Genomic DNA, 26,575 nt, shown 5'->3' with positions numbered 1-26,575 from the left:
ACATAAAATTTTCAAACCTGAAAAGTATCTCTTAAATTTAGATCAAAATGTGTCCAAATGCATTTGAAGTCAAACAGCATACCTAATTTAAATAGGAGAACGGATATACAATTTGAGAATGCGGAAATTATAAAGTTAAATCTTGGGCCTGGACCGAATTGGAAAAAACCAGACAAACACTGGCTAAGCGTAGATGTAGATCCCGGGTTAGGAGATATAATTGTAAACTTCCAGGACTGCGAAACTATTCCATTAAAAACCAATTCTGTCGATTGTATTTATGGCTCTCATGTATTTGAACACATGAGTATTTTTAAAACACCATTAATATTCAAAGAACTATACAGAGTTTTAAAGAAAGATGGTATTATAAGACTAATACTCCCTGATGCTGAAAAGAGTATAATGGAATATATAAATAGAAATGAAGAATTTGAATTATTTAAAAGGAGAAGGGAAAGAGCAAAGAAGGTTTACAAAAAGGATTACACAATTTTTGAATGTATGAGAGAAGATTTCTTATCTCCAAGTGGACAAATTGGACTTTTAGGTGCAAACTCACTTGCTCATCAGAATGCATGGGATTTTGAAACAATTCAGTCAGATTTAATATTAGCAGGTTTTAAAATCGATAATATTTACAAAATGGATTTTCAAAAAAGTAACAGAGATGATTTTTTATTTGAAGGAACCTATCCATCAGAAGCAAATGAAGATTATCGGTCCTTATATATTGAGGCGATAAAATGATAGATTAGTCTGTTCCAAATTTTACAACATATGTTATTCTTTATTGGCTCACTATTTAATTCTTTTCGATAATCAAAAAGAAAAGGATCGCAGCCAAATAAAATTAAACGAATTTAGGCGGAAACCTGCGGGTACTTCAACAACAGTCCCCAACGGAAATCCACCAATTCGCTCTCGACGGTTTAGCTAATAAAGCTAAATATTTACCTCCATTAAACTTTGCAAACAATCTGCTAAGAAGCATAACGGACTAAATTCCTTGAACTTAAAAATTTTCCATAGCTGCGACTGCACAAAAAAGCTATTAGGCGAAATTGATTACACGGAATTATAGGAAAAATGAAAACCTGTCAATTGGGAAACCGTATGAACGTAATACCAAGAAGTATAAAAAGATCATTAGTATTAGTAAAAACTAAAGCATAAAGTGTCATCAACTAATCAAAACAGGTATATCATGAAAAAGAAGCAAACAGTGATTCTAACAGTAATCCTATCAATTTTCACGTTAAATATTTGGGCACAAGACTGGCCTCAGTATCTGGGTCCGGATCGAAACAGTATGTCCCCTCAAAAAGAAATTATGAGAACCTGGCCTGATAGTGGCCCAGAGGTAGTTTGGTCTGTTGATGTAGGAATCGGCTTTGGTGGTCCGGTTGTGAAAGATGGCAAGGTTTACTTATTAGACCGTGATGATTACGATGGTGATATTATGCGTTGCTTTGAACTTGCAAGCGGAAAAGAGCTATGGAAATACAGCTACAACGCTCCTGGAAGCGTCATGTTTCCCGGTTCTCGGAGTGTACCTATCGTAGATGACAATCAGGTATACTCATGTGGACCATATGGTGATTTGTACTGTTTCAATATAAAAACACAGAAACCTGTTTGGAATAAAAATGTCTGGACCGATTTCGGGGGAGAAAAAATTCCGATGTGGGCAATCGTACAGTGCCCATTGATATATGGCGAACTACTAATTCTTGCATCTCAAGCACCTGAAGCCGGAATAGTAGCCTATGACAAACTCACAGGTGATGTAAAATGGAAAACTCCCTCCTTGGGTACTGTAGGTTATGTAAGCCCGGCAATTGTGAATATTGATGACAATGAACAAGTGGTCATGATCACTGCATCCGATCGCAGAGGAGGAAGTATGGGGAATGTGGTGGGGATTGAGCCATTAACAGGTGAAATCCTTTGGAAATACACAAACTGGAATTGCCACATTCCAGTACCAAGTGCGGTGGACGCTGGCGAAAACAGAATACTAATTGCCGGTGGTTACGAATTGGGAGCCACCTTGATCAAGGTAAAGAAACAGACCAATGGGACCTATTCCACGACAGAGCTTTTCACAACTGAAGAATTTGGCGACCAAACCAAGACACCTTTATTTTACGAAAATCATTTCTATGCGGAATACGGAACCAATAGCCGACGAGATGGCATGGTATGTATGAGTCTTGATGGTGAAATAATGTGGAAAACAAAACGCAATCCTGACTTCAACAAGGGCAGCATGATTTTGGCAGATGGGCTTATTCTTGCAACAGACGGGTTCAATTCTCTATATTTAATTGAACCGGATCCATCAGGTTTTAAGCAATTAGCCTCAGCAGAACTACTGAAAACAAAAAGTACTGGAGAAGAAGGTTCAAGTGATTCGCAAGGTGGTGGTAAAATACAGAACTGGGCACCTATTGCGTTGGCTGATGGGAAGCTCTTAATCCGCAATCAAAGCCAAATGTTGTGCGTAAAAGTTGCGAAATAGAAAATTCTTTTGAACTAAAGCATTTCAATATATAATCGGGAACCTGCATCAAAACAAACGGCAGACTTATAAATAATTCAAATAATCATGCCTTCTTAACTTTTCCAGAGGTGAAACGTTAGATAAGGTTGTTATAAATCAAGTAGTGCCAAGCTCAGTTCTCAAGCGGATCAACCACTGGTTTGCCACTAGCAAAAAAATCGTATTTTTGATTTTGTGCTGCGAACATACTAACTAAAGGCTAAAGGAATGAAGACGATTGTAGAACTTTTTGAAACCAGTGTAGGCAAATACCCCGATAACATTTACTTATGGGAAAAACAAGATGGTGAGTTTAAAGGACGAACCTATAAAAAAACCCATGAAGATGTGCTCAACTTTGCCGCTGGACTGCTCGCTTTAGGCATTAACAAAGGGGATCGCATCGGACTGGTTTCTGAAGGCCGTGATTACTGGATAATTGGTGAACTGGGCATTTTATATGCCGGCGCTATCAATGTTCCACTATCGGTAAAGCTGGATGCAAAAAGCGAATTGAAATTCCGTTTAAGCCACTCAGGAGCAAGAATGGTGATTGTTTCTGCCGGGCAGGCTGAAAAAATTGAAAGCATCCGAGAGGAGCTTCCGGAACTGGAGAAGGTCATTTACATGGATGGCAAAGATAATCCCGGAGAGAATGACATCAATTATTCGGACATTCTTGAAGCCGGTAAAAAGCTGAATGCAGAGAACCCAAAAAAACTGGAAACTGTGTACAAAGCTATCGAACCAAATGATCTGGCTAATATTTCATACACATCGGGAACCACTGCCGATCCCAAGGGTATTATGCTTTCGCATTTAAATTATGCAGCTAACGTGATTCAGGGCAACACCCTAATGGAAATTACAGAGGACTGGAAGTCGCTGATTATTTTACCCTGGGACCATGCGTTTGCTCATACGGCAGCTTTATATTGCCTCATGTATAACGGCGCCAGCATTGCATCGCTAGAAATAGGCCGAACACCAATGGAAACCTTAAAGAACATTCCTAAAAATATTAAGGAAATCAAGCCTCACGTTATGATGAGCGTTCCTGCTTTGGCTAAAAACTTCCGTAAAGGAATTGAAGGTAATATTCGACAAAAAGGTAAAACCATTGAAAAGCTGTTTAATCATGCATTAAAAATCGCTTATAAATACAATGGCCATGGCCATGATCGTGGAAAAGGATTACGATTCATTTACAAACCATTACTTGCTATTTACGATAAAATTCTCTTCTCAAAAATCCGGGAAGGTTTTGGTGGAAACATTAAACTTTTCATTGGCGGTGGAGCTTTACTTGATATTGAGCTACAGCGTTTCTTCTATGCCATTGGAATGCCAATGTGCCAGGGTTATGGTCTTTCAGAGGCTGCTCCTGTAATTTCATCCAATGCTTTACATGCCATTAAATTTGGCTCGTCTGGCAAGTTGGTCAAATACATGGAACTTAAAATTGTTGATGATGAAGGGAAAGAATTACCCACCGGACAGAAAGGTGAAATCATTGTAAAAGGTGACAATGTAATGCTTGGATATTGGAACAATCCAACAGCAACCGCTGACACCATTAAAGATGGATGGCTTCATACTGGTGATATGGGCTATATGGATCAAGATGGATTCCTTTATGTTTTAGGCCGTTTTAAAAGTTTATTGATCGGAAATGATGGTGAGAAGTACAGTCCGGAAGGAATTGAAGAAGCACTGGTTGACCAATCGCAATTGATTGATCAATGCATGCTCTACAATAACCAGAATCCATATACTTCAGGAATGATTGTGCCCAATGTAGCGGCCATCAACCGTTTGCTTGAAAGCAAAGGAATAAAACCGGGAACAAATGAAGCCAATAAAGAAAGTCTCCGTTTGATTCAACAGGAAGTCGATAAATATAAGTCTGGTGGCGAATTTGAAAACATGTTTCCGGAACGCTGGCTACCGGCAACGATAGTTGTTCTGCCAGAAGCCTTCACCGAACAAAATCATTTGCTGAACTCCACGATGAAGATGGTCCGTGACAAAATCACAACATACTTTGCCAACGAGCTGGAATTCCTGTATTCTCCGGAAGCAAAGAATATTGTGAATGAGCTTAATTTGGAATCCATTAAAAAGTGGAATAGCTAGTCAAGTTGCCGGTTACAGGTTGCGAGTCTTGGCATTAAAATTCAAACTATTATTTTTTAGTTCTATTTGAACATGATTCATTGATAATGGAAGATTCGGTAATCAAGTAACTTTCTGCTATTTACTTTCTCCTAAGTATTACCATAGTCGCTCCGTAACCATACTCCTGAAAACTAGCATCCTGAAATGGATATTGCTTGTATTTATGGGAAAGTTCACGGCGTAATTCATTTTTTAATGTGCCATTTCCCATTCCATGAATAAAAACTACTTTTCGCGCATTTCCTTTGATTGCTGCCTCCATTTGTTCCCGGAACTTATCCATTTGTACCTGAAGCATATCAGCATTCGACAAACCACGAGTATCATCAAGTAATTCATGAATATGAAGATCAACCTCGACTACATCAGTTTTTTGCTCGACCTTTTTTACAGTTCTTGCCCGCTCTTTCCCCCTAACAACCTTCTTCGTTTCACTTTTCGTTAATGCTTCAACTGCTTGTTCCAATTCAGATTCATTCAGTTTGAATAGCATAGCTTTATTTCTAAAGAAATCCGACTTTGTGAAACTACCTGCTTTATAAAAACGAACCGGATTGACTTTAATCTGTCTGGTAACCGGTTTTTCCATTCGTGAAGCTTTATCCTTGTAAAAAATCAATTGAAAGCAAAATTCCGGCAAATCAGCAATTTCAACCTGTAAGATTGCTCCGATTAATAACTTCGTATTAGGTTCCAGTTTTCCAGCTTCCCGGGTCTCAAAATCACCTTTTTTGAGATGGCTGTAATGATACAACAAAAAGAAATTGCAATCGTTGATCAGGTAGATATTGATCGCTCCATCCAACGGATTCCGTTCATTATCCGGAACAAATGCCAATTGAAAATTAGGTTCATCATTTCCCTCTACCAGAACAATTTCATCCTCTTCAGGCTCCGGTTCCGGCTCAACTACTTTTCTGGGTTTTGCCTGCTGTACAAAATCCTGAACAGACGGACTTTCCATTTTTATTGGTTGATCACCGGCCAAAATAATTTCCGAAGCCACAACCGGAATTTCAAAACCATCTTCATTTTCTACATGAACCATATTTTGTGTAATGACCTTGGTAATGACACCACCACCAACATCATTTAAGAACTTTACCTTATCTCCAACTTTAAACATATCACTGATTTTTGCCCAAAAATACAAACTATTTTAACGGCTACCATTTATTATTTAATTTTGCAGCCCATGAGTGATAAAGAAACTACAAAAGCTGTTTTGAATTTGAGTGCGCAGGCACTTGATTATGAATTACCTGACGAACGAATTGCAAAATATCCACTGGCAAATCGCGATGAATCAAAATTATTGGTTTGGAAGAATGGAAACATTGCCGACTCCATTTTTAATTCGCTCAGTGAACTTTTACCAGAAAATAGCTTGTTGGTTTTTAATAATACCAAAGTAATTCGTGCAAGACTGCAATTTCAAAAGCAAACCGGTGCACGAATTGAAATTTTTTGTTTGGATCCACTCGAGCCGGCAGACTACCAAATCAGTTTTCAACAAACGGAATCCTGTACATGGAATTGCATGGTTGGAAACCTGAAAAAATGGAAACAGGAAGTTTTACAAAAAGAAATTGAGGTTGATGGAGAAGCGGTTATTTTGAAAGCTGAAAAACTCTTGCAGGCTGACGGAAATGTACAAGTAAAATTTAGCTGGAACAGTTCAAAGGCAGAATTTGCCAGCATCATAGAAGCAGCAGGAATATTGCCAATCCCACCCTATTTGAACCGGGAAACAGAGGAAGATGATCTGGAACGTTATCAAACCATCTATTCCAAAATTAAAGGCTCAGTTGCTGCTCCCACTGCCGGACTGCATTTTACAGACAGGGTGTTTGACTCGCTAAAATCAAAAAATATTGAATGTGCTGAAGTTACCCTCCATGTTGGTGCAGGCACTTTTAAACCTGTAAAATCTGCAACGATTGCTGACCATGAAATGCATGCAGAACAAATTATTGTTACCCGTGAGTTTATTGAAAAGTTGATTCAACATTCCAATCATTTAATTGCGGTTGGAACAACTTCTATTCGCACATTGGAAAGCCTTTATTGGTTGGGTGTTCAACTTCTCAAACACCCCGATGCTTTTCCTCACGAATTAAAAGTCAATCAATGGGCTCCCTATCAGAATGAGGACAAAATTCCAGCAAAACAAGCCCTAATTAGCCTGCTCGATTATTTAAGTAAAAACCAACTTTCATTCTTGATTGCTTCCACAAAAATCATAATTGTTCCAGGTTACGAATTTCAGATTGTGGATGGAATGCTAACTAACTTTCACCAACCACAAAGCACCTTGTTGTTACTAATCTCTGCTTTCCTTGGAGATGATTGGAAACGAGTATACCAACATGCGCTGGATCACGATTACCGCTTCCTGAGCTACGGGGACAGCAATCTGTACTTAAAGTAGGCAAATATCCATTAATTGACATTTATCCGAAGTAGAAACATGTCTTGGAGGAATACGTAAAATGAGCGTATTCACCATAACTAAAAACCAAGACATCATGAAAAACTTTCTACTTTCAATCCTGTGCTTTTTTTGTTTAAGCAACATCAATGCACAATCGTTAATCGCGGTTCCTGAGATTACACCAGAACAAGAAAAAGAAGTTTTATACAATCATGTCATCGCTTACTTTGCAACAGGCATAACCTTTGCAAAAGCTGAGGGAACATCTGCAAAAGAATACGGCGAATACATTGGAAATCAATTTAAAGTTTTCTGGAACCCTACTGATGGATTTGCCTTTTTTGCGAATCAAATAATGTTCATTTTAAAAGGAGTGAATCCATATAGCGATATGCAAATTGTAGAGCAGAACGATAAAGTGATTCGCTTCAAGATGAAAAATATCGGTATGCTATTTCAGAATGGAAATATGTATGGTATAAGCTTTAATGATTTTTTGGAAGCCTCAGATGGCATACTCACTACCCTCGCAAATTACATGAATACCAAATTCAGCTATCAAATGATTGATAATAATACTTGGTACGAAGTAACGCTGCAAGCAAAATGATAACTTAAATTCAATAAACAAAGCATATTATTTCACTATTTTAGCAGATAAAAAATCAAACTCATGGAAATACGAGAATTAACTTCAGAAGAAATTCTCCCTACGGATGAAATAGTATTTAGCATTATTGGCGACAAAGAAGTAATTTGGGAACAAACGTTTTCATATTTAAATAAAATCAGTAGCGATATTACTCTACATTGGAACTATTATAAGGATGGCAAAGTTTGGATGCTTAAAACTCTTCGGAAAAAGAAGACATTATTTTGGATCAGACTACTGAACAGCACCTTTAGAATAGCATTCTGGTTTGCGGAGAAATATGAGAAGGAAATCACTAAAAGTGATTTATCTGAAAAATTAAAGCACGATTATCTTAACGCACAAGCGTTCAACCGATCACGCTGCATCTATATTGATGTTGAAAGCTCAGATGATCTTGAAGAAATTAAAAAACTGATTGATCTTAAATTGAAACTTAAATAGATTATTTAGCCAGCTATAATTTCTATTTTTCGTGATGTTAATGCGTGTTCATCGCATTTTGAATTGCCCAATCCGGAAAAACTGAAAAGTCAATTTGAAAAACAACAACTCCCCAAAAATACATGAAGCATGTAATTAGGGTGATGGCAATTATATTTAGGAAGATACCAGCTTTTGCCATATCCCACATGGAGATTCGTTCGCTTCCAAAAACAATGGCATTAGGAGGTGTTGCGATGGGAAACATGAACGCCATCGAGCCTGCCAACGTAATTGGTATCATTACTAACAATGGATTAATTTGAATTTGAACTGCCACACCTGCCACCACTGGAAGTAACATTTCAGTTGTTGCCGTATTGGATGTAAACTCAGTTAAGCCGGTCATTACAGCAGCCATTAGTCCAACCAGTGAAAATGATGAAAGCTGACCTGCACTCGCTAATTGCTCTCCAATGTATGTTGATAATCCTGAAGCTACAAAAGCCTGAGCTAAAGCAAAACCACCTCCAAAAAGCAAAACAATTCGCCAGGGGATTCTCCTTGCTGTTTCCCAATCCACAAGGCCTTTTCGCTTCTTAGAAGAGGGTGTGATAAAAAGAATAAATGCGATGAAGATGGCAACTGTGCCATCATTAATATACTCGGGAACAGGTAAAATTTCACTCCATCCGGGAATAGAAAAATTTCCTATTTCAAGGCTTTTGCGAGATACCCACAGAAGAACCAAAACAACAAAAATGACTAAAACTCTTTTTTGTTCTGTAGTCATGCTTCCCAGCTTGCGATATTCTCCCCGAAAGAAGCGTTTCTCCAATTTCTTAAATCCTTTCTTTGGACGAAACATTAAATACAAAAGCACATTAGCCGCGGCAAACATCACAACAACCAGGGGCAAAGCAAAAATCAACCACTCACCAAAAGAGATTTCAGGGCCTTCCGGAAATATAATATTGAAAATCCGAACCAATGATAAATTGGGTGGTGTTCCAACCAAAGTTGCTACTCCGCCAATGGAACAGGCATAAGCAATTCCAATTAATATGGCAACATTTAACGATTTGGTTTTCTCTTCACCATGAAATTTATCTAATTGATTGGAAACGGAAAGCGCAATAGGAAGCATCATCATGGCTGTCGCTGTATTAGACATCCACATGGATAAAAATGCTGAAGCCAGCATAAATCCGAATATAATCATGAAAGGGGCCCCTCCTACTTTTGAAAGAATCCAAAGAGCTATTCGGCGATGTAATTCCCACCGTTCCATTGCCAAGGCCATAACAAACCCACCAATGAACAAGAAAATAACATAATTAATATAGGCATTGGATACATCTTTACCATCCATAACGCCCATAATTGGAAACAATACAATCGGGAGCAAAGAAGTCACCGCGATGGGTATGGCTTCTGTCACCCACCATAAAGCCATTAAAACGGCAACAGCAGCAGTAAATGTAACTTGAGGATGCCCGGGTTGAAGGTTCAAACCAAAAACCATTGCGAAAAATATCACAACTCCTGCAATTAAAATCTTGTGATTGACAAGGGTGGCAAACTGCTTTCCTTCAGCCATAATCTGGTTTTTGGTAATTAGTTAATCGTGATTTTTTGAATTCTGAACATTGTTTCAAACAGAATAATTTTTGAAAAGTTCATATTGATCCCGAAATCAACTATGAAACAAAAAAGAAGCTCCAATAGAAAATAATTTTGTTAGGTATCAATATTACAGAAAACTAGTTCCAATAAAATTTGGATAAAAAACACATAATATATATGAAAATTTTCGATTCAAACTTGTGACAATTCTATCGAATAATATAGGTAAAGAAAATATTAGCAGCCAATTTAACTATCTAAATATTATAAATTTATTATATTTAATATTTTATCAAAAAATTAAATTTCCAGCCCAATGATCGACTACTCGCTTATTAATCTTAAACTTAGCAACCACAGAAAAAATCCTTCAAGCTATCTTGATTTATCCAACCTTGAAATTGAAATTATCCCTGAAGAAGTATTTAATATCTCAAACGTTACACATTTAAATTTAAGTGACAACCATATAAAAGTAATTCCATCAAAAATATGTAACTTAAAAAAAATTGAAATCTTAGATTTGTCTTGCAATGATCTCACAGAGCTGCCGAATGAAATATATAAACTTATAAGTTTAAAAGAATTATATTTATATGGCAACCATTTATTCAATTTACCGGAAACAATAGGAAAATTAACTAATCTAAGAAAACTAGGAGTAAGAAAAAATCAATTAAAAGTTTTACCTGAATCCATCGGAGACTTAATAAATATTGAAGGAATTGACATTAGCGACAACTCATTAACTGAACTACCTATATCTATTGCTTTTTTACCAAAATTAAAAGAGCTTATTTTAAAATTTAATCCTTTTCAGGTTCCTTCCATTGAAATCATTTCACAGGGCTTACCAGCAATTAAAAATTATTTTATTTCCTTAAAATATTCCGAGGGTATAAGACTAAATGAAGCAAAATTACTCATTGTTGGTGAAGGAGGTGTTGGTAAAACATCATTAATGAAATGCTTGACAGACGACAATTTTTTATTTAATCATAACAAAATAAATTCAACTGAAGGTATTGATATAGGCAGAATTAATTTAGGTGGAGACGACTCAAACTCCTTCCATCTCAACATTTGGGATTTTGGAGGTCAAGAAATTTATCATTCAACACATCAATTTTTTTTAACTCGTAGATCTCTCTACATATTAGTATGGGAAGCCCGCAAGGATTTTCACATGACTTTTGATTATTGGTTAAACATCGTCAACCTATTAAGCAATAAATCACCAATAATCCTCGTCCTAAACAAAGTAGATGAAAGAATTAGAGAGATCGACGAAATAACACTCGCCAAAAGATTTCCTAATATCGTCTATTTTTCAAAGGTTAGTGTTAAAACTAACCAAGGAATTTTAGATCTAAAAGATCAAATTAAAAAAGAAATTAGAAAGTTGCCATCTGTTGGTGATATCTTGCCATTAAAATGGATAGAAATAAGAAATTATTTACAAAAAATAGACAAAAACTACATTAGTTATGATGAATACATCGCAATATGTAAAGAATTCGATTTAAATAAGGAAAAAGCAAACTACTTAAGCAGATATTTTCATGACTTGGGAGTCTTCCTAAACTTTTGTGACAATCAAATATTAAAAGATATCATATTTCTAAAACCAGAATGGGCGACAAATGCAGTTTACAACCTATTGGATAGAAAAGAAATATTACTAAATAAAGGTCAATTCTATTTCAGTGATTTAAAAACAATATGGTATAATTATCCTTTTGATACGCATATTGCGTTACTTGAATTATTAAATAAATTTGAACTTTGCTTTAAAATTCCAGATACAAATAAGTACATTATTCCAGAATTACTCTCTGTATCACAACCACAAATAGATGTCGATTTCAGTGATGGATTTATATTTGAATATAGATACAATTTTATGCCTTCTGGAATTATAACAAGATTAATTGCAAGAAAACATGATCTAATATACAATGATTATTTCTGGAGAAATGGAGTGATTTTCAAATTTAACTCATCAAAAATGTTAATAATTTCAAACGCTTATGATAGAAAAATAACAATAAGAATAGTTGGTAATGAAATCCCGTTATTGCTTTCAATAATAAGGCATGAAATACAATCTATCAATAAAACGCTTAATAATCCAGAGGTAAGTATTATGTTGCCGTGTTGCTGCTCAGGATGTCTTAAAGATGAGACACCGTATTTTTTTGAGTATAATAATTTGTTAATAGCTAAAGAAAAAAATAATGAAGCGATGCAATGTCAAAAACATTTCAATTCAGTTCCTATACATCGTTTATTAAATGAAGAAATAATAAAGGAACTCCCAAGTTCAAATAAAAGTGAAATGAAAGACTTTCAAAAATTAAACATTAACGGTGATAATATTCAAATAATAAATGCCGAAAAAATTAATATTAAAAGAAACACCAATGTCACAAAACACAAAAAACGGAGATCTCGATTTTGGATTATTATAAGCTCTATTATTACCCTCCTTGCTGCACTTGCAACAATATTTGGGACTAACTTATTTGAAATATTCTAAAAATAATTTCGTTATAAAAAGCTCCACTAAAGTGAAGCCTTTCATTTATTTTGTAAGCAAAAATGCTTTAAAATCATCAAACTCTTTACTGAGAGGAATAGAAAGCTTTTCCCCTTTCATAAATTCAGCCAATTTATCGGGAAGTGGAACTTTTCCTTCACCAATGATTTTTTCGACTGTTTCCGTGAATTTTGCGGGATGAGCTGTTTCTAAAAATACACCAATTTCTCCATCCAATAAATCTTCCTCAAGGGCTTTATAACCAGTTGCACCATGTGGGTCGGGCAAATAAGCATATTTATTATAAACTTCTTTTACCACGTCGCGTATTTCAGCATCTGAATACCGAAAGCCTTTCATCTCTCTTTTTATCGCATTATGCGAATGTTCGTATAAATCTAAAATTCGGGCAAAATTACTTGGATCACCAACATCCATGGCATTTGCAATGGTAGCCACAGAAGCACGAGGCTCATAATTTCCGGTTTTCAAATAGTTGTATACGATATCATTCTCGTTATTCGCTGCAATGAAGCGTTTAATTGGCAAGCCCATTTGCTTGGCAAATAATCCGGCAGTAAGGTTTCCAAAATTTCCACTCGGTACCGAAACAACAATATCTTCTGTAACTCCCTTTTCTCTTAAACGTGCATAGGCATTGAAATAATAAAAAGCCTGAGGTAAAAACCTCGCAACATTAATAGAATTTGCTGAAGTCAGCGTTAGTGATGATTTAAGCTCTTTATCTAAAAAGGCTGTTTTTACTAACTTTTGACAATCATCAAAAGTTCCATCAATTTCAATTGCAGTAATATTTTGACCAAGTGTTGTAAATTGCTTTTCCTGGATTTCGGACACTTTCCCTTTTGGATATAAAACGTAAACATGAATACCATCTACCCCAAGAAAACCATTAGCAACCGCACTTCCAGTATCACCAGAGGTAGCAACCAACACGTTAACGTGCTCTTTATTTCCTTTCAGAAAATAACCAAGTAAACGAGCCATAAAACGTCCACCCACATCTTTAAAAGCCAGCGTAGGTCCATGAAATAGTTCGAGTGAGTAGATATTATCATTTACATGAACAACAGGGCAATCAAAGTTCAGGGTATCATAAACGATCTCTTTCAAATCAGCCTCCGGAACATCTTCTCCAAAAAACTTTTTGGCAACCTCAAAAGAGATTTCCTGAAAAGATAGCTTATGGATATTTTCAAAAAATGAATCTGGTAATTTCTCGATTCGTTCCGGCATATACAAACCTTTGTCATCAGCTAAACCTTTAGTAACGGCATCTTTTAATGACACTTCCGAAACGCTTTTATTGGTACTGTAGTATTTCATAATCAAGTAAAAAGGAAAAATTCAAAAGTAATAGTCTATTTATCAAGTAAGGCTTTCATGAAATCAGCTCCGTGAATCAATCCATATGAACCTTTTTCAACGGTGAACTCATCATAAGCTTCCACTTCATCCGATTCGCCACCTGGCTTATAAATTATGAATGGAACCGGATCTTTGGTATGAACAGTTGTTGCGCAAGGCGTTGGATGATCAGGCAAAACAGCAATTGTAACTGGTTCATCCATCTTCGAAGTTTCCTCCACAAGGTATTTTACTACCCGGTAATCGAGGTATTCAATCGTTTTTGTCTTCAATTCCACATTTCCTTCATGACCTGCTTCATCACTTGCCTCGATGTGCAAATAAATTAAGTCATGATCTTTTAAAGCATCAACGGTAGCTTTAGCCTTACCTTCATAGTTTGTATCATACAAACCGGTTGCTCCATCAACTTTAATCACATCCATTCCTGCATAAACACCAATTCCCTGAATTAAATCAACTGCTGAAATCACTGCAGAAGTTTCAATACCATACATTTCTTTTAAAGTTGGCATTTGCGGTTTGTAGCCTGGAGACCATGGCCAAATGCTGTTGGCCATATCTTTTCCTGCAGCTTTTCGCTTTTGATTTACTGGATGATTTTCCAGCAGCTCCATTGATTTCAATATCAAATTATTCAACAAATCAGTCGTTTGCTGAGCTTCTGATTCTTTTGCTTTTATCAGATAATCGCGATAAGGTTTTCCCGGAACATCGTGAGGAGGTGTGCAAGCCATTTGTTTCTTACCACCTTTAATTACTAACAAGTGACGATAAGATACTCCTTTATGAAAAATGATCGTTTCTGAACCTAATTTTTCATTCAGAAAATCAACCAACTCATGCGATTCCTCATTGGAGATATGTCCTGCAGAGTGATTCTTAATATTTTCGCCTTCAATACAAATCAAATTGCAACGCAAAGCCAAATCACCTTCTTCCAAAGTCACCCCCATACTGGCGGCTTCCAGTGTTCCACGACCTTCAAAAACAGATGCCACATCATACCCTAAAACAGACATGTTGGCGATCTCGCTTCCTGGATGCATATTCTCGGGAACAGTGACTAATCTCCCACATCTACCAAGCCTTGCAAGCTTATCGATCTCAGGAATATTTGCCATTTGCAAAGGAGTTCTACCACCGTAATTTTCCAACGGCTCATCTGCCATTCCATCTCCTAAAACAATTATATATTTCATAAATCAAATTTCTATTAATTAAATCCACTCCATCATCAGCCTCCCGGCAGAATCATCGTTCCCTTTTAATAGGGAGACTGTCCGTAAACGGACAGGGGATCAAATATTTGACACACGGATAATGTCAGCAAAAACACCTGCAGCGGTCACTTCAGCACCAGCTCCATATCCTTTAATAATCATAGGAAATTCCTGATAACGCTCCGTTGTAAACATGACCAGGTTGTTACTTCCCTGCAAATCATAAAATGGATGCCCCTGCTCAATTTCCTGCAAACCAACTTCAGATTTTCCATCTTCATATTTGGCAACAAAGCGCCAGCATTTATTTTCAGCATCCAACACCTGACGTTTTGCTTCAAAATCAGCATCCAGGGTCGAAATGCCATTCCAAAAATCATCCATGCTTCCATTAAAAAATTCATCAGGGATGAACTTATTAATCAGAACATCTTCTTTTTCAATCCGATACCCCGACTCCCGCACCAATATCAAAAGCTTACGAACAACATCAATTCCACTTAAATCAATTCGTGGATCAGGCTCTGAAAATCCTTCCTCCTTCGCCATTTTAATGGTTTGACTCATTGGTACATCAGCAGAAATCGTGTTGAATATGAAATTAAGCGTTCCAGATAGAACCGCTTCAATTTTTAATATTTTATCGCCCGCATTTACTAAATCATTCAAGGTATTAATGATTGGTAAACCAGCACCAACGTTAGTCTCAAACAAAAACTTGACACCTTTCCGTTTGGCAATTTTTTTCAAATTCTGGTAATTATCATACTCTGAGGAAGCAGCAACTTTGTTTGCTGTTACAATCGAAACATTCGCTTCCAACAGATCTTGGTATAACTCAGCCGCATCATCAGAAGCAGTACAATCCACAAAAACAGAATTGTAAATATTCATATCGATAACAGCCTGTTTATAGATATCCAAACCTGAAGTTACACCTTCAGATTCTAAAAGATCTTTAAATCCGTCAATGGCAATACCATCACGATTCAATAACATTTTGCGAGAATTAGCAACACCAACCAATTTTAGTTTTAAGTGTTTTTCCTTTAACAACTTTTCCTGTTGTTGCTCTATTTGCTTTAGCAAGTTTCCACCTACCAAGCCAATTCCCAACATAAATATATTGACTTCTATATTTTCAGAAAGGAAGAAAGATTCGTGAACAACATTTAGCGTTTTACGTAAATCACTATCTTTTACAACCCAGGATATGTTTAGCTCGGAAGCTCCCTGCGCGATTGCCACAATGTTAATACCATTTTTCCCAATGGTATTAAAAAGCTTTCCTGCAATACCTGTCGTATGCTTCATGTTTTCCCCAACAATCGCAACAATTGACAATCCTGTTTCAATTTCAATTTTGCTGATTTGCTGAGCTGCTATTTCCCTCTCAAATTCTGTATTAATTGCTTCTTCTGCAATCCCTGCTTTTGAACTATCAATTGCAAAAGAAATAGAGTTCTCTGAGGATGCCTGTGAAATCAGAATTACATTAATATTTTCTTTTGCAAGCGCCCCAAACAAACGCATGGAAATACCAGCAACACCAACCATTCCCAGGCCTTGCACTGTTACCAAGCTTATGTCTGAAATAGACGAAATACCTTTAATTGGTAAATCCTTTCCGTTTGGATGGCTTGTGGTAATTAAAGTGCCCTCTGCATCTGGATTAAGCGTGTTTTTAATTTGAACAGGAATTCCTTTTTGGTATACTGGCAATATTGTTGGTGGATAAATCACCTTTGCTCCAAAATGCGATAATTCCATCGCTTCTGAATAACTTAGTGATTTAATGGTATAAGCTTTCCTGATCACTCTTGGGTCGGCAGTCATAAAACCATCAACATCAGTCCATATCTCCAGCACTTCGACATTCATTGCTGCAGAAAAAATTGCTGCCGTATAATCTGACCCACCACGCCCCAAAGTTGTAAATTCTCCGACACTATTCGAAGAAACAAAACCAGGCACAACACAGATGCCGGAAAAACCTTCAAAAGCTTTCTGAATCAATGAATTTGTCACCTTAAAATCGACTAAGGCTTTTCCAAATGCACTATCAGTTCTAATAACTTTTGACGAATCAATCCATTTTGAATCTTCAATAAATTCGCTAATAATATACGATGAAAGACGTTCTCCAAATCCTCCAATTCGATCCAACGTTTTAGGGGTAAGCTCACCGATCATTGAAACTCCCTGAATAACTTTTTCAAGTTCATCCAATAAAACGCTCACCTGCTCTTTTACCAGTTCTTTCTTTTCTCCTTCGAACAATTGTTCTACAACTTCTTCGTGCTTCTCTTTAATTCCCGTAATTTCCGTGTTGAAGTATTCCGTTCCAAGAACGGCCATCTTTGAGGCGTTTAGAATCATGTCAGTAATTCCGCCTAATGCAGAAACAACAACGATTACATCGTCACCCTGACTTTTCACAATCTCTCGCACTTTTCGAATGTTTTCAGCACTTCCAACAGAAGTACCTCCAAATTTCAACACTTTCATTTTTACTTTTTTTAAGGGCTTATTTTTATCAAAAAAAATCTGGATGAAGCAGTATAGAGCCTCATCCAGAGATTACTGCATATTTTAAATTGGTCAAATTTCTGTCGTAGCTGTCGTAACAGCTTCAAAAATTTTCGTTTCCAGCTCTTGCGCTAATTCCTGATTATCTCTAAGGATATTTTTCACAGACTCGCGTCCCTGACCTAATTTAGTTTCACCATAGCTAAACCACGAACCACTCTTTTTGATGATGTTGAACGCAACGCCCAAATCAATAATTTCGCCAGTTTTCGAAATTCCTTCACCATACATAATATCAAATTCAGCCTTGCGGAATGGTGGAGCAACTTTATTCTTAACCACCTTAACACGAGTGTGGTTACCCATCGCTTCTTCGCCATCTTTAATTTGACCAATACGGCGTATATCCAAACGCACCGACGCATAAAATTTCAATGCGTTTCCACCAGTAGTTGTTTCTGGATTTCCAAACATCACTCCAATTTTCTCACGAAGCTGGTTGATGAAAATACAACAAGTTTTTGTGCGGTTGATATTGGCAGTCAATTTACGAAGCGCCTGTGACATCAAACGAGCCTGAAGCCCCATTTTTGAATCACCCATATCACCTTCAATTTCAGCTTTTGGAGTTAACGCTGCAACAGAGTCAATTACAACTATATCAATTGCTCCTGAACGAATCAGGTTATCCGCAATTTCCAACGCTTGTTCTCCATTGTCTGGCTGAGAAATCAGAAGCTCATCAGTATCGACACCAAGCTTCTTGGCATAATATGGATCAAAAGCATGTTCAGCATCGATAATAGCTGCAATTCCGCCAGCTTTTTGTGCTTCCGCAATTGCATGAATAGCCAAAGTCGTTTTACCGGAAGATTCTGGCCCATAAATTTCAATGATACGACCTTTGGGAAATCCACCAACCCCCAAAGCAATATCCAACCCAATGGATCCGGTTGAAATAGCTGGGACATCAATAGCTACCCGGTCGCCCATTTTCATAATGGAACCTTTACCGTAACTTTTCTCTATTTTATCCATGGTAAGCTGAAGTGCTTTCAGCTTCTCTTTGTTTACGTTTGATTGTTCTTCTTTTGCCATATCTACGTTAAGTCTAAAGCTTTTATAATTTGATTAGTATGATCTTTGGTCTTGACTTTGGTAAAAACATCCGCAATAACACCTTCTTCATCAATCACGTAGGTTGTCCTCAAAACTCCCATGTATTTTTTGCCATACATACTTTTTTCACCCCACGCACCATATGCCTCCAAAATGTCACGCTCGGTGTCCGCAATTAAGTGAAATTTAAGTCCAAATTTATCAGCAAATTTTTTGTGCGATTCAACACTATCCGGACTCACACCTACAACTTCAAACCCTTTCGCCAGCCAATCAGAATAATTTTCATTTAAATTGCATGACTCAGCTGTGCAACCAGGCGTATTATCTTTCGGATAAAAATATAAAATTAACTTCTTTCCTTTAAAATCAGCCAAAGAAACTGTTTGATTATTTTGGTCTTTTCCGCTAAAAGAGGGAGCTTTATCCCCGATGCTTAAAAATGCCATCCTACTTTTTTGTTTAATGAGACAAATATACTTGAATTAATGATAAAAATCAGATTTTAAACTGTGATTAATCAACAAAAACAAAACAGTTAAAGAAAAATTAGCTTTCAACATTTTTTGTAATTTTATGACGAAAACCAATGTTCAGAATATGTTTATTTCTCACAAATATCAATCACTAACAACTATTTTTCTGCTATTGTTTATTGCGGTTACCATTGGATCGCCTGAAAATGCTCTTGCGCAGAACGATCCGGAAGTTAAGGCAAGGAATTTTTTCGATGAAGGAAAATATGAACAAGCTCTTCCCTTTTTCCAAGACTTAGTCAACCTCTATCCAAAAGACAACAAGCTAAACTACTACTATGTTGCTTGCATGGCTGAAACGAAAAATTTCACAGAGGAGGCAGAATTAGCAATTCAGAATGCATATGGAGAAGATACTCCTGCAAAAATATTCTACTATCAAGGACAATTTTTACAGGCAAACAATAATTTTGATGAGGCTGTTAATCTATACCAACGTTTTGAAAAAGAGGTGAAAAGGAAAGATGTTAAGGAAACGAACGTTGCTGAATTAATCGAACTTTGTAAACAAGGAATCAATCCATTTCCAAAGCCTGTTATTGAAAAACCAATAGTTGAAGCTGAGGCTCCAAAACCAGAACCGGAACCGGAGCCATTAACCATACCCGTGGAATTAAAAAATAACCTTATCAATTTCCAGGTCACTCCGTCAATCAAATATCTAAACATTAATCAGTTTAAGGAAAGCTCATCAATTCAATCGTTTATTGAAGGATGGAAACTGGAACAAAAGATAGAAGAGCAGCTTGCTAAGATGAGCTCTTTGCGTGCGAGTTATGACGATGCTACTGGCTCCAAAAAAGAAGAATTAGCATCCAAAATCATTCAATTAGAAAAAGATTCTTACGAATTAAATAAGGAACTGAATGCCCACTTTGCGAAAGCAAGAGAAAAAGAAATCGCCTATTGGGATAATGCCCAACCTCGGGAAATACAGAACTTTGCAACTCGAATCCATTTTATGGAAGATAGTATTGCCAAAGCAAATCAGCCTAAAACTGCAGAAGAATCAGCAAAAGAATCCATTCTAAGATTGCCAAAAGAAGTAGTTGAAGATATTTTACCAGAAGAAACTCAACCAGCAAGCAATCAGGTTGTTTATAAGATACAAATCGGTGCTTATAGTAATACACCACCCGAATGGGTGCAGAAGCTGTATAAAAAGTTATCGGTTATCAGAAAAATTGATCAATATACCGATGACAAAGGAGTTACCGTTTATACGGTTGGGGAATTAACATCATTTCAAGATGCACTTCAAATGCAGTCACAAGTTAGGGTGGAAGGTGTTAAAGATGCTTTTGTTGCTGCCTATAAAAATGGGGAAAGAATACCTGTGAAAGAAGCCAGAAAACTAACAGAAATAGGAGAATAGCGATTATGAAAACTGATGAAAACATTAAAAATAAACCAAATCAGGATGAGAACTTCGAATCAAAGAACGAAAGATTCCTGATTTTACACAATGATGACCATCACAGTTTTGATTATGTAATTGAAGCTCTGATGCATATCTGTGAGCACGATACGGAACAAGCAGTCCAATGTACATTAATAACACATTACAAAGGTAAATGTGATGTCAAAAAGGGAAGTTTTACGTACCTTAGTCCTATGAAAAAAGCTTTGGTTGACAAAGAACTAAAAGCAACAATAGACTAACTGACACAATATGACCTTTCTTATCATTCTGTTTTTAATTTTCCTGGGAATATTACTACTCCTACTTGAGTTTGCTGTAATCCCTGGAATCACAATCGCAGGTATTGGTGGTGTTGTACTTTTTGGTATTAGCATTTACTTGGCATTTGATACTTATGGTACAATACCCGGGATTTTAACTCTTGCTTTCATCATCATTGTTTCTCCATTATTGATCTATCGTTTTTTCAAAGGGCGAACAGGAAAAAAAATGGTTCTGGAATCGGAGATTACAGGGAAAGTAATTGAAGTTGATGGAACGTTGATTCATGAAGGAGATGAGGGGGTGACTGTTGGACGTTTAGCTCCTATGGGTAAAGTACGTGTCAATGGTGAAATCATCGAAGCTAAATCAATTAGTGGCTTTGTTGACCCTAATGTGAAAATAAAGGTTATAGAAGTGATAAAAACACATGTGATTATCGAACCAATAAATCAATAATAATGTTAGAAGAATTTGGAACTTTTGGATTAATCGCAGGAATATTTGTCCTGCTTATCATTATCTTATATTTTATACCCATTGGCCTGTGGTTTTCTGCATTGGTATCGGGTGTTCGGATTTCACTGTTACAGCTTTTCCTGATGCGTTTCAGGAAAGTACCCCCATCTGTAATTGTTCGTGCCTTAATTGAAGGAACGAAAGCAGGCATAAAATTAGACAGAGACAACCTTGAAGCCCACTACCTGGCAGGTGGAAAAGTTGACATGGTTGTACATGCTTTAGTTTCGGCATCAAAAGCGAACATTGATCTTAGTTTCAACATGGCTACTGCCATTGACCTTGCGGGACGAGATGTTTTTGAAGCAGTACAAATGTCGGTAAACCCAAAGGTTATTGATACTCCTCCCGTTGCTGCAGTTGCCAAAGATGGTATCCAGCTAATTGCCAAAGCCCGGGTTACTGTTCGTGCTAACATCAAGCAATTGGTAGGTGGTGCTGGCGAAGAAACCATCCTTGCTCGTGTAGGCGAAGGAATTGTTTCTTCAATTGGCTCGTCGCACACGCACAAAGCGGTACTTGAAAATCCAGATTCAATCTCCAAGGTTGTTCTTAACAAAGGCCTGGATGCTGGTACTGCGTTTGAAATTCTTTCAATTGATATTGCAGATATTGATATCGGTAAAAACATTGGTGCTGGATTACAAATTGATCAGGCTGATGCAGATAAAAATATCGCCCAGGCCAAAGCTGAAGAGCGCCGTGCAATGGCTGTAGCTTTGGAGCAGGAAATGATAGCGAAAGCTCAAGAAATGCGTGCAAAAGTAATTGAAGCGGAAGCACAAGTACCTCTTGCTATTTCAGAGGCTTTCAAACTTGGCAACCTTGGTGTTATGGATTACATGAAATACAAAAACATAATGGCTGACACCTCAATGAGAGATTCAATTGCTGGAGAAGAAAAAGGCAAGAAAAAGAAATAATATCTAATTACACTTAATACCCAAAGGGTCTCAAATCGCATTGAGGCCCTTTACTTTTCTCAAAATTTACTTCAAAATACAAAAACATGTTGCGCAGCATGTTTTTTAACATTGGCTTAACACATATTTGTGTTTTTCAACATATCTTTGTCGTAGATTTTATTTCATAAGTTTAGGTTTGATTAGTTTTATTGGTTTAGTTAGGTTAGAAAAGGGTAGATAGAGATCTACTCTTTTTTTTTGCCTTAAACCGAAGTAAACTAGCTACTTCCCATCCCACTCTACACCAGAAAAGCAAAAAAACAATAATCCTACCTAACAAAACGTTGTTTCTGCAATAAAAAACATAACCAATGCCACCATCAAACGAAAACGCAAAAACCTCAAAAAGAACCCGGAGATTTTTAATATTCCTGATTGCTGCAGTCCTTATTGCAATTTCAAGCACTTATTTTGGGTTTCGGATATGGATAAAGTCTGATATCACTCAAATTTGCGAAAATGCGATGAATCAATATCCGGGTGATAAAATTGAAGCAATGATTAGTTTCCTGAATTCAGACAGTCAAAGTTTAGAAGACAAAAACAAGACAATTTGGGCGTTGGGAAAATTAAATGACCAGCGAGCTTTGCCGATATTAAAAAGTCTACAAACAGGAACTGAGTGCAACCACTCAGAGTTTGTATGCCAGCGGGAACTAAAAAAAGCCATCGATAATCTGGAAGGAAAAAATGTTGACCTATTTTCCTTTCGATAGTAATTTCAATACGATTAGCCAGGGAAAGTTAACTTTCGAAAATTTATCTCAATCAATATTGACACAAAAAAAGAAAGTCCACCATTTGGCAGACCTTCTTAACGACTTACTAACTAAACTAACTAATCTTTACTAACAAAACCAACACCTTCTATAGTCTTATCGACATCTGGATTTCCTTTATATTTTATTTTACCAACACCTTCAATTGTTGCTCTGAGTTTTTCTGTGGCATATACCGAACCTGCTCCCACCCCTTCAATTTCAAAGGCAACGTACTCAGCACGCAAATTTTCAGCATCTAAATGACCAGCTCCTGAGATTCGTGCATCCAATCGGTGAGCCACCCCCTCGAATTCAAACATCACACCACCTTCGCCCAAGACATTCAATTCATCAACTTTTAGTTCCATTTCAATCTTCGCACCACCTTCAACATGAATATCAAGTTGCGTCAAATCTAAATATCCTCTTGTTTCCAGGTTGGCACCACCTTCAATATACAATTCCTTCAAATCTTTAAAAGTGATATATAACTCAATACGCTCAAAATCAAAATGGTCTTTAGTAATTGAAAGTTCCAGAGTCTCATTATCTGAATCTACATCAATATACCTAAACGCTTCTTCATCTGTCCTAATTTTCAATGTAGGTGTATCTGATTGTTCCAAAATAATACGATATCCACCTTCCAGATGAATTCTGTTAAAATCAGCAACTTCATATGTACGGACTTCGTCATCATCCCATTCTGACATTGCATTTGCCTGACTAAATATCAAACCCATAAACAAAAAGAAGATGGAGAAACCAAAGTATTTCATAGCTAATTTATTTATCGTGAAACGTTTTTTTCAATACCGAAATCGGAATATTTCATTTGTAATTCCTCACCAAAACTACTTCCTATCATTCCAATAAGAACCATTAATTCGATGAATGATTGTTTTTTGTAGACGAATGAATCTAATTGTTGGGGAATTTCAATCAACATTAAGATAAATAAGCTCACTATTCCGTACAATTAAATGTAAAAGCTGCAGTTATATAACTTAAAAGAATATTATTTTTGCCTGCATGAAAATACATTTACGCCTACTCCTGTTTTTTGTTTTCTCATGGACAAGCCTGCAACTGGTCGCACAAAGCAATAATGCGACCATATTTGGTGTTGTATCCGACGAAAATGGTCACCCCCTTGAAGTAGCAAATGTCTCCATTAAAAACTTTCCCATTGGAACAGTTACCGACCGTAAAGGGGAATACCTGTTACGCATTCCAGCAAAAAAAAGAATAACCATCGTTTATTCCCTCATAGGTTACGAGAAAGTAGAGCGAATCATCACAGCCAGAGAAGAAGAAAAACTTGAGATTAACATCAATCTTAAAGAAAGTTTGGAACAGTTGGAAGAAGTTGAAGTCACCCGACAACGAAAAGACAATGGAAATATCACCCGTATTGATCCTAACTTTACGGATGCCATTCCGGACGCTGCGACAGGCGGTGTTGAAGCACTAATAAAAACACTACCCGGAGTTTCTTCAAACAATGAATTAAGCTCTCAATACTCGGTGCGAGGAGGGAATTTCGACGAAAACCTTGTATATGTGAACGATATTGAAATTTATCGTCCATTTTTGGTACGAGCAGGGCAACAAGAAGGCTTGAGTTTCATCAATTCAGATATGGTTTCAACCATCGAGTTTTCAGCTGGTGGATTTCAGGCAAAGTATGGAGATAAAATGGCATCGGTACTTGATATTAAATATCGAAAGCCAATTGAATTTAAGGGTTCTGTTTCTGCAAGTATGCTTGGAGGGTCAGTTCATTTTGAAGATATCACCGCAAATAAAAAACTGAGTTATATTGCAGGTGTTCGCTATAAAACCAACAGCTACATGCTGGGAGGATTGGATGAAGAAGGTGATTACGATCCTCGATTTACCGATATGCAAACATATATCACTTACAAATTTTCTGATAAGTTCGATCTTTCATTTCTTGGCAACCTTGCTCAAAACCAGTATAATTTTGTTCCAAAAACCCGAAAAACCACTTTTGGAACCTATCAGGAAGCCTACAATACAACGATCTATTTTGAAGGTCAGGAACGGGATAATTTTGTAACGATGCTCGGTGCTCTTTCCGCAAACTATCATCCGAACAATGACTTAAACCTTAAATTTATTGCTTCAGCTTTCAAAACAAAAGAAGAAGAGAACTACGACATTCTTGGACAGTATTACCTAAATCAGCTTGAGCAAAATCCAGTTTCTGAAAATGTCGGAGACAGTGTTCTCAATCTTGGTGTAGGAACTTTCCTCAACCATGCCCGAAATAAACTGGATGCTCGAGTGTATAGCATTTCTCACAAAGGCGCATATAATAGCGACTCGCACTTGCTAAACTGGGGGGCTAAATTTCAATATGAAAAAGTTGATGACCGAATTAACGAATGGGAACTACGAGATTCAACGGGTTATTCGATCCCGTATTCTGATGAAGTGGTTTTACTGTATAGAACGGTAAACACCGATAATCAAATGAATTCGACAAGAATCACCACCTACTTTCAAGATACATACGAAGTCCCAATTTCAACAGGAGAACTTTACCTTACGGGTGGATTGCGAGCTCATTACTGGAGCTATAATAAAGAGTTTCTGGTAAGTCCTCGTTTATCTGCAAGTTATTACCCCGAGTGGAACGCCGATTTTTTCTTTCGGTTTTCAGTGGGAAGCTATCAGCAACCAGCTTTTTTCAAAGAATTAAAAGATCGAAACGGTACGATATATCCTGAAGTGAAAGCACAAAAATCTACTCAAATCGTGTTGGGTTCCGATTATATTTTCCGGGCATGGGATCGACCGTTTAAGTTAACTTCTGAACTATTTTACAAGCATTTATCACACCTTGTCCCCTATCAGGTTGACAATGTTCAAATTCGCTACCTGGCAGATCAGGAATCAAAAGGGTATGCCGCCGGAATGGATTTTAAGATCAATGGTGAATTCGTAAGTGGTATTCAATCGTGGGCTAGTGTTTCGCTATTACAAACAAAAGAAGATATTCTGGGAGATGGTCATGGCTACATCCCACGACCGACAGATCAAAAATTAAATTTCAGTGTGTTTTTTCAGGATTACCTGCCGGGAAATCCGACCTATAAAGTGCATTTATCAGCCTTTTATGGAACTCGACTACCTGTTGGGCCACCAAATTCAGAGCGCTATCAGGACACTTTCCGTATGCCTCCATACCGACGCATCGACCTTGGTATTTCAAAAGTATTAATAAGTACGGATAGCAGTTTTAAGAGAGGAAATATGCTCAATAAAGTAAAAGACATGTGGCTAAGCCTGGAAGTACTTAATTTATTGGGGATAAACAATACGGTGTCTTATTTCTGGGTTACCAGTAATCATGGCGACATGTTTGCGGTTCCCAATTATCTGACCAATCGAAAAGTCAACCTCAAATTAACTATCAAATTTTAA

Annotated in this window: 21 protein-coding genes; 13 read left to right on the top strand and 8 right to left on the bottom strand. The window is 36.9% G+C overall.

From position 1 onward, the window contains the following. Positions 1-57: 57 nt before the first annotated feature. The 3 genes from ACUNWD_RS18665 (at position 58) to ACUNWD_RS18655 (ending at position 4,681) form a co-directional block, all read left to right on the top strand. Positions 58-750 (top strand): class I SAM-dependent methyltransferase, encoded by a 693-nt coding sequence (locus ACUNWD_RS18665; protein WP_445589377.1) that lies wholly within the window; start codon positions 58-60, stop codon positions 748-750. 457 nt (positions 751-1,207) lie between these two features. Next, positions 1,208-2,524: an outer membrane protein assembly factor BamB family protein gene (locus tag ACUNWD_RS18660; protein WP_445589376.1), complete on the top strand. Its 1,317-nt coding sequence runs from the start codon at positions 1,208-1,210 to the stop codon at positions 2,522-2,524. A gap of 249 nt (positions 2,525-2,773) precedes the next feature. After that, entirely contained in the window at positions 2,774-4,681 is a 1,908-nt protein-coding gene (locus tag ACUNWD_RS18655) for an AMP-dependent synthetase/ligase (RefSeq protein WP_445589375.1), read from the top strand. Positions 4,682-4,802: 121 nt separating this feature from the next. Here the strand turns inward: ACUNWD_RS18655 and ACUNWD_RS18650 are convergent, their stop codons facing one another. After that, positions 4,803-5,849: a DUF2027 domain-containing protein gene (locus tag ACUNWD_RS18650; RefSeq protein ID WP_445589374.1), complete on the bottom strand. Its 1,047-nt coding sequence runs from the start codon at positions 5,847-5,849 to the stop codon at positions 4,803-4,805. A gap of 69 nt (positions 5,850-5,918) precedes the next feature. Between ACUNWD_RS18650 and ACUNWD_RS18645 the strand changes: the two genes are divergently transcribed. From ACUNWD_RS18645 to ACUNWD_RS18635, 3 genes are all read left to right on the top strand, one after another. Continuing rightward, positions 5,919-7,154: an S-adenosylmethionine:tRNA ribosyltransferase-isomerase gene (locus tag ACUNWD_RS18645; protein WP_445589373.1), complete on the top strand. Its 1,236-nt coding sequence runs from the start codon at positions 5,919-5,921 to the stop codon at positions 7,152-7,154. 97 nt (positions 7,155-7,251) lie between these two features. Next, positions 7,252-7,767: a hypothetical protein gene (locus tag ACUNWD_RS18640; protein WP_445589372.1), complete on the top strand. Its 516-nt coding sequence runs from the start codon at positions 7,252-7,254 to the stop codon at positions 7,765-7,767. Between the two features lie 63 nt (positions 7,768-7,830). Further along, the gene (locus ACUNWD_RS18635) at positions 7,831-8,253 is read left to right on the top strand and encodes a DUF3788 family protein (protein ID WP_445589371.1); all 423 of its coding nucleotides are present in this window, start codon (positions 7,831-7,833) and stop codon (positions 8,251-8,253) included. A 37-nt stretch (positions 8,254-8,290) separates the two neighbouring features. On the opposite strand, the gene ACUNWD_RS18630 is transcribed toward ACUNWD_RS18635, so the two are convergent. Then, positions 8,291-9,832, bottom strand: a complete 1,542-nt coding sequence (locus ACUNWD_RS18630) for an SLC13 family permease (RefSeq protein WP_445589370.1) — start codon at positions 9,830-9,832, stop codon at positions 8,291-8,293. A gap of 342 nt (positions 9,833-10,174) precedes the next feature. Between ACUNWD_RS18630 and ACUNWD_RS18625 the strand changes: the two genes are divergently transcribed. Beyond that, the gene (locus ACUNWD_RS18625) at positions 10,175-12,397 is read left to right on the top strand and encodes a COR domain-containing protein (protein ID WP_445589369.1); all 2,223 of its coding nucleotides are present in this window, start codon (positions 10,175-10,177) and stop codon (positions 12,395-12,397) included. 45 nt (positions 12,398-12,442) lie between these two features. On the opposite strand, the gene thrC is transcribed toward ACUNWD_RS18625, so the two are convergent. The 5 genes from thrC to bcp all read right to left on the bottom strand — a co-directional run bounded on the left by thrC (position 12,443) and on the right by bcp (position 19,106). Further along, positions 12,443-13,744, bottom strand: coding sequence for a threonine synthase (gene thrC / locus ACUNWD_RS18620; protein WP_445589368.1), 1,302 nt, complete (start codon positions 13,742-13,744; stop codon positions 12,443-12,445). A 35-nt stretch (positions 13,745-13,779) separates the two neighbouring features. Further along, positions 13,780-14,988 (bottom strand): cofactor-independent phosphoglycerate mutase, encoded by a 1,209-nt coding sequence (locus tag ACUNWD_RS18615; RefSeq protein WP_445589367.1) that lies wholly within the window; start codon positions 14,986-14,988, stop codon positions 13,780-13,782. Positions 14,989-15,087: 99 nt separating this feature from the next. Then, positions 15,088-17,517, bottom strand: coding sequence for a bifunctional aspartate kinase/homoserine dehydrogenase I (gene thrA, locus ACUNWD_RS18610; protein ID WP_445589366.1), 2,430 nt, complete (start codon positions 17,515-17,517; stop codon positions 15,088-15,090). A gap of 93 nt (positions 17,518-17,610) precedes the next feature. Continuing rightward, a complete protein-coding gene (gene recA / locus ACUNWD_RS18605) occupies positions 17,611-18,636 on the bottom strand; it encodes a recombinase RecA (RefSeq protein WP_445589365.1) in 1,026 nt (341 codons plus the stop codon). 2 nt (positions 18,637-18,638) lie between these two features. Next, complete coding sequence (bcp, locus tag ACUNWD_RS18600) at positions 18,639-19,106, bottom strand: thioredoxin-dependent thiol peroxidase (protein ID WP_445589364.1); 468 nt, start codon at positions 19,104-19,106, stop codon at positions 18,639-18,641. 127 nt (positions 19,107-19,233) lie between these two features. Here bcp and ACUNWD_RS18595 point away from each other — a divergent pair, with 127 nt between their 5' ends. The 5 genes from ACUNWD_RS18595 (at position 19,234) to ACUNWD_RS18575 (ending at position 23,077) form a co-directional block, all read left to right on the top strand. Then, complete coding sequence (locus ACUNWD_RS18595; RefSeq protein ID WP_445589363.1) at positions 19,234-20,568, top strand: SPOR domain-containing protein; 1,335 nt, start codon at positions 19,234-19,236, stop codon at positions 20,566-20,568. A 5-nt stretch (positions 20,569-20,573) separates the two neighbouring features. After that, positions 20,574-20,855: an ATP-dependent Clp protease adaptor ClpS gene (locus tag ACUNWD_RS18590; RefSeq protein ID WP_445589362.1), complete on the top strand. Its 282-nt coding sequence runs from the start codon at positions 20,574-20,576 to the stop codon at positions 20,853-20,855. Between the two features lie 10 nt (positions 20,856-20,865). Further along, the gene (locus tag ACUNWD_RS18585; RefSeq protein WP_445589361.1) at positions 20,866-21,336 is read left to right on the top strand and encodes an NfeD family protein; all 471 of its coding nucleotides are present in this window, start codon (positions 20,866-20,868) and stop codon (positions 21,334-21,336) included. A 2-nt stretch (positions 21,337-21,338) separates the two neighbouring features. Next, positions 21,339-22,319, top strand: a complete 981-nt coding sequence (gene floA / locus ACUNWD_RS18580; RefSeq protein ID WP_445589360.1) for a flotillin-like protein FloA — start codon at positions 21,339-21,341, stop codon at positions 22,317-22,319. Positions 22,320-22,672: 353 nt separating this feature from the next. Further along, positions 22,673-23,077: a hypothetical protein gene (locus ACUNWD_RS18575; protein WP_445589359.1), complete on the top strand. Its 405-nt coding sequence runs from the start codon at positions 22,673-22,675 to the stop codon at positions 23,075-23,077. Positions 23,078-23,199: 122 nt separating this feature from the next. On the opposite strand, the gene ACUNWD_RS18570 is transcribed toward ACUNWD_RS18575, so the two are convergent. Then, a complete protein-coding gene (locus ACUNWD_RS18570) occupies positions 23,200-23,901 on the bottom strand; it encodes a head GIN domain-containing protein (protein WP_445589358.1) in 702 nt (233 codons plus the stop codon). A gap of 253 nt (positions 23,902-24,154) precedes the next feature. Between ACUNWD_RS18570 and ACUNWD_RS18565 the strand changes: the two genes are divergently transcribed. Further along, the gene (locus ACUNWD_RS18565) at positions 24,155-26,575 is read left to right on the top strand and encodes a TonB-dependent receptor (protein WP_445589357.1); all 2,421 of its coding nucleotides are present in this window, start codon (positions 24,155-24,157) and stop codon (positions 26,573-26,575) included.

This window comes from Sunxiuqinia sp. A32, assembly GCF_052690465.1.
This window is presented reverse-complemented; position numbering and strand designations above follow the sequence as displayed.

What these genes read in the sequence shown, in the direction of transcription:
- ACUNWD_RS18665 (WP_445589377.1), top strand. Translation starts at nt 58, where the DNA reads ATGCATTTGAAGTCAAACAGCATACCTAATTTAAATAGGAGAACGGAT.
- ACUNWD_RS18660 (WP_445589376.1), top strand. Translation starts at nt 1,208, where the DNA reads ATGAAAAAGAAGCAAACAGTGATTCTAACAGTAATCCTATCAATTTTC.
- ACUNWD_RS18655 (WP_445589375.1), top strand. Translation starts at nt 2,774, where the DNA reads ATGAAGACGATTGTAGAACTTTTTGAAACCAGTGTAGGCAAATACCCC.
- ACUNWD_RS18650 (WP_445589374.1), bottom strand. Translation starts at nt 5,849, where the DNA reads ATGTTTAAAGTTGGAGATAAGGTAAAGTTCTTAAATGATGTTGGTGGT.
- ACUNWD_RS18645 (WP_445589373.1), top strand. Translation starts at nt 5,919, where the DNA reads ATGAGTGATAAAGAAACTACAAAAGCTGTTTTGAATTTGAGTGCGCAG.
- ACUNWD_RS18640 (WP_445589372.1), top strand. Translation starts at nt 7,252, where the DNA reads ATGAAAAACTTTCTACTTTCAATCCTGTGCTTTTTTTGTTTAAGCAAC.
- ACUNWD_RS18635 (WP_445589371.1), top strand. Translation starts at nt 7,831, where the DNA reads ATGGAAATACGAGAATTAACTTCAGAAGAAATTCTCCCTACGGATGAA.
- ACUNWD_RS18630 (WP_445589370.1), bottom strand. Translation starts at nt 9,832, where the DNA reads ATGGCTGAAGGAAAGCAGTTTGCCACCCTTGTCAATCACAAGATTTTA.
- ACUNWD_RS18625 (WP_445589369.1), top strand. Translation starts at nt 10,175, where the DNA reads ATGATCGACTACTCGCTTATTAATCTTAAACTTAGCAACCACAGAAAA.
- thrC (WP_445589368.1), bottom strand. Translation starts at nt 13,744, where the DNA reads ATGAAATACTACAGTACCAATAAAAGCGTTTCGGAAGTGTCATTAAAA.
- ACUNWD_RS18615 (WP_445589367.1), bottom strand. Translation starts at nt 14,988, where the DNA reads ATGAAATATATAATTGTTTTAGGAGATGGAATGGCAGATGAGCCGTTG.
- thrA (WP_445589366.1), bottom strand. Translation starts at nt 17,517, where the DNA reads ATGAAAGTGTTGAAATTTGGAGGTACTTCTGTTGGAAGTGCTGAAAAC.
- recA (WP_445589365.1), bottom strand. Translation starts at nt 18,636, where the DNA reads ATGGCAAAAGAAGAACAATCAAACGTAAACAAAGAGAAGCTGAAAGCA.
- bcp (WP_445589364.1), bottom strand. Translation starts at nt 19,106, where the DNA reads ATGGCATTTTTAAGCATCGGGGATAAAGCTCCCTCTTTTAGCGGAAAA.
- ACUNWD_RS18595 (WP_445589363.1), top strand. Translation starts at nt 19,234, where the DNA reads ATGACGAAAACCAATGTTCAGAATATGTTTATTTCTCACAAATATCAA.
- ACUNWD_RS18590 (WP_445589362.1), top strand. Translation starts at nt 20,574, where the DNA reads ATGAAAACTGATGAAAACATTAAAAATAAACCAAATCAGGATGAGAAC.
- ACUNWD_RS18585 (WP_445589361.1), top strand. Translation starts at nt 20,866, where the DNA reads ATGACCTTTCTTATCATTCTGTTTTTAATTTTCCTGGGAATATTACTA.
- floA (WP_445589360.1), top strand. Translation starts at nt 21,339, where the DNA reads ATGTTAGAAGAATTTGGAACTTTTGGATTAATCGCAGGAATATTTGTC.
- ACUNWD_RS18575 (WP_445589359.1), top strand. Translation starts at nt 22,673, where the DNA reads ATGCCACCATCAAACGAAAACGCAAAAACCTCAAAAAGAACCCGGAGA.
- ACUNWD_RS18570 (WP_445589358.1), bottom strand. Translation starts at nt 23,901, where the DNA reads ATGAAATACTTTGGTTTCTCCATCTTCTTTTTGTTTATGGGTTTGATA.
- ACUNWD_RS18565 (WP_445589357.1), top strand. Translation starts at nt 24,155, where the DNA reads ATGAAAATACATTTACGCCTACTCCTGTTTTTTGTTTTCTCATGGACA.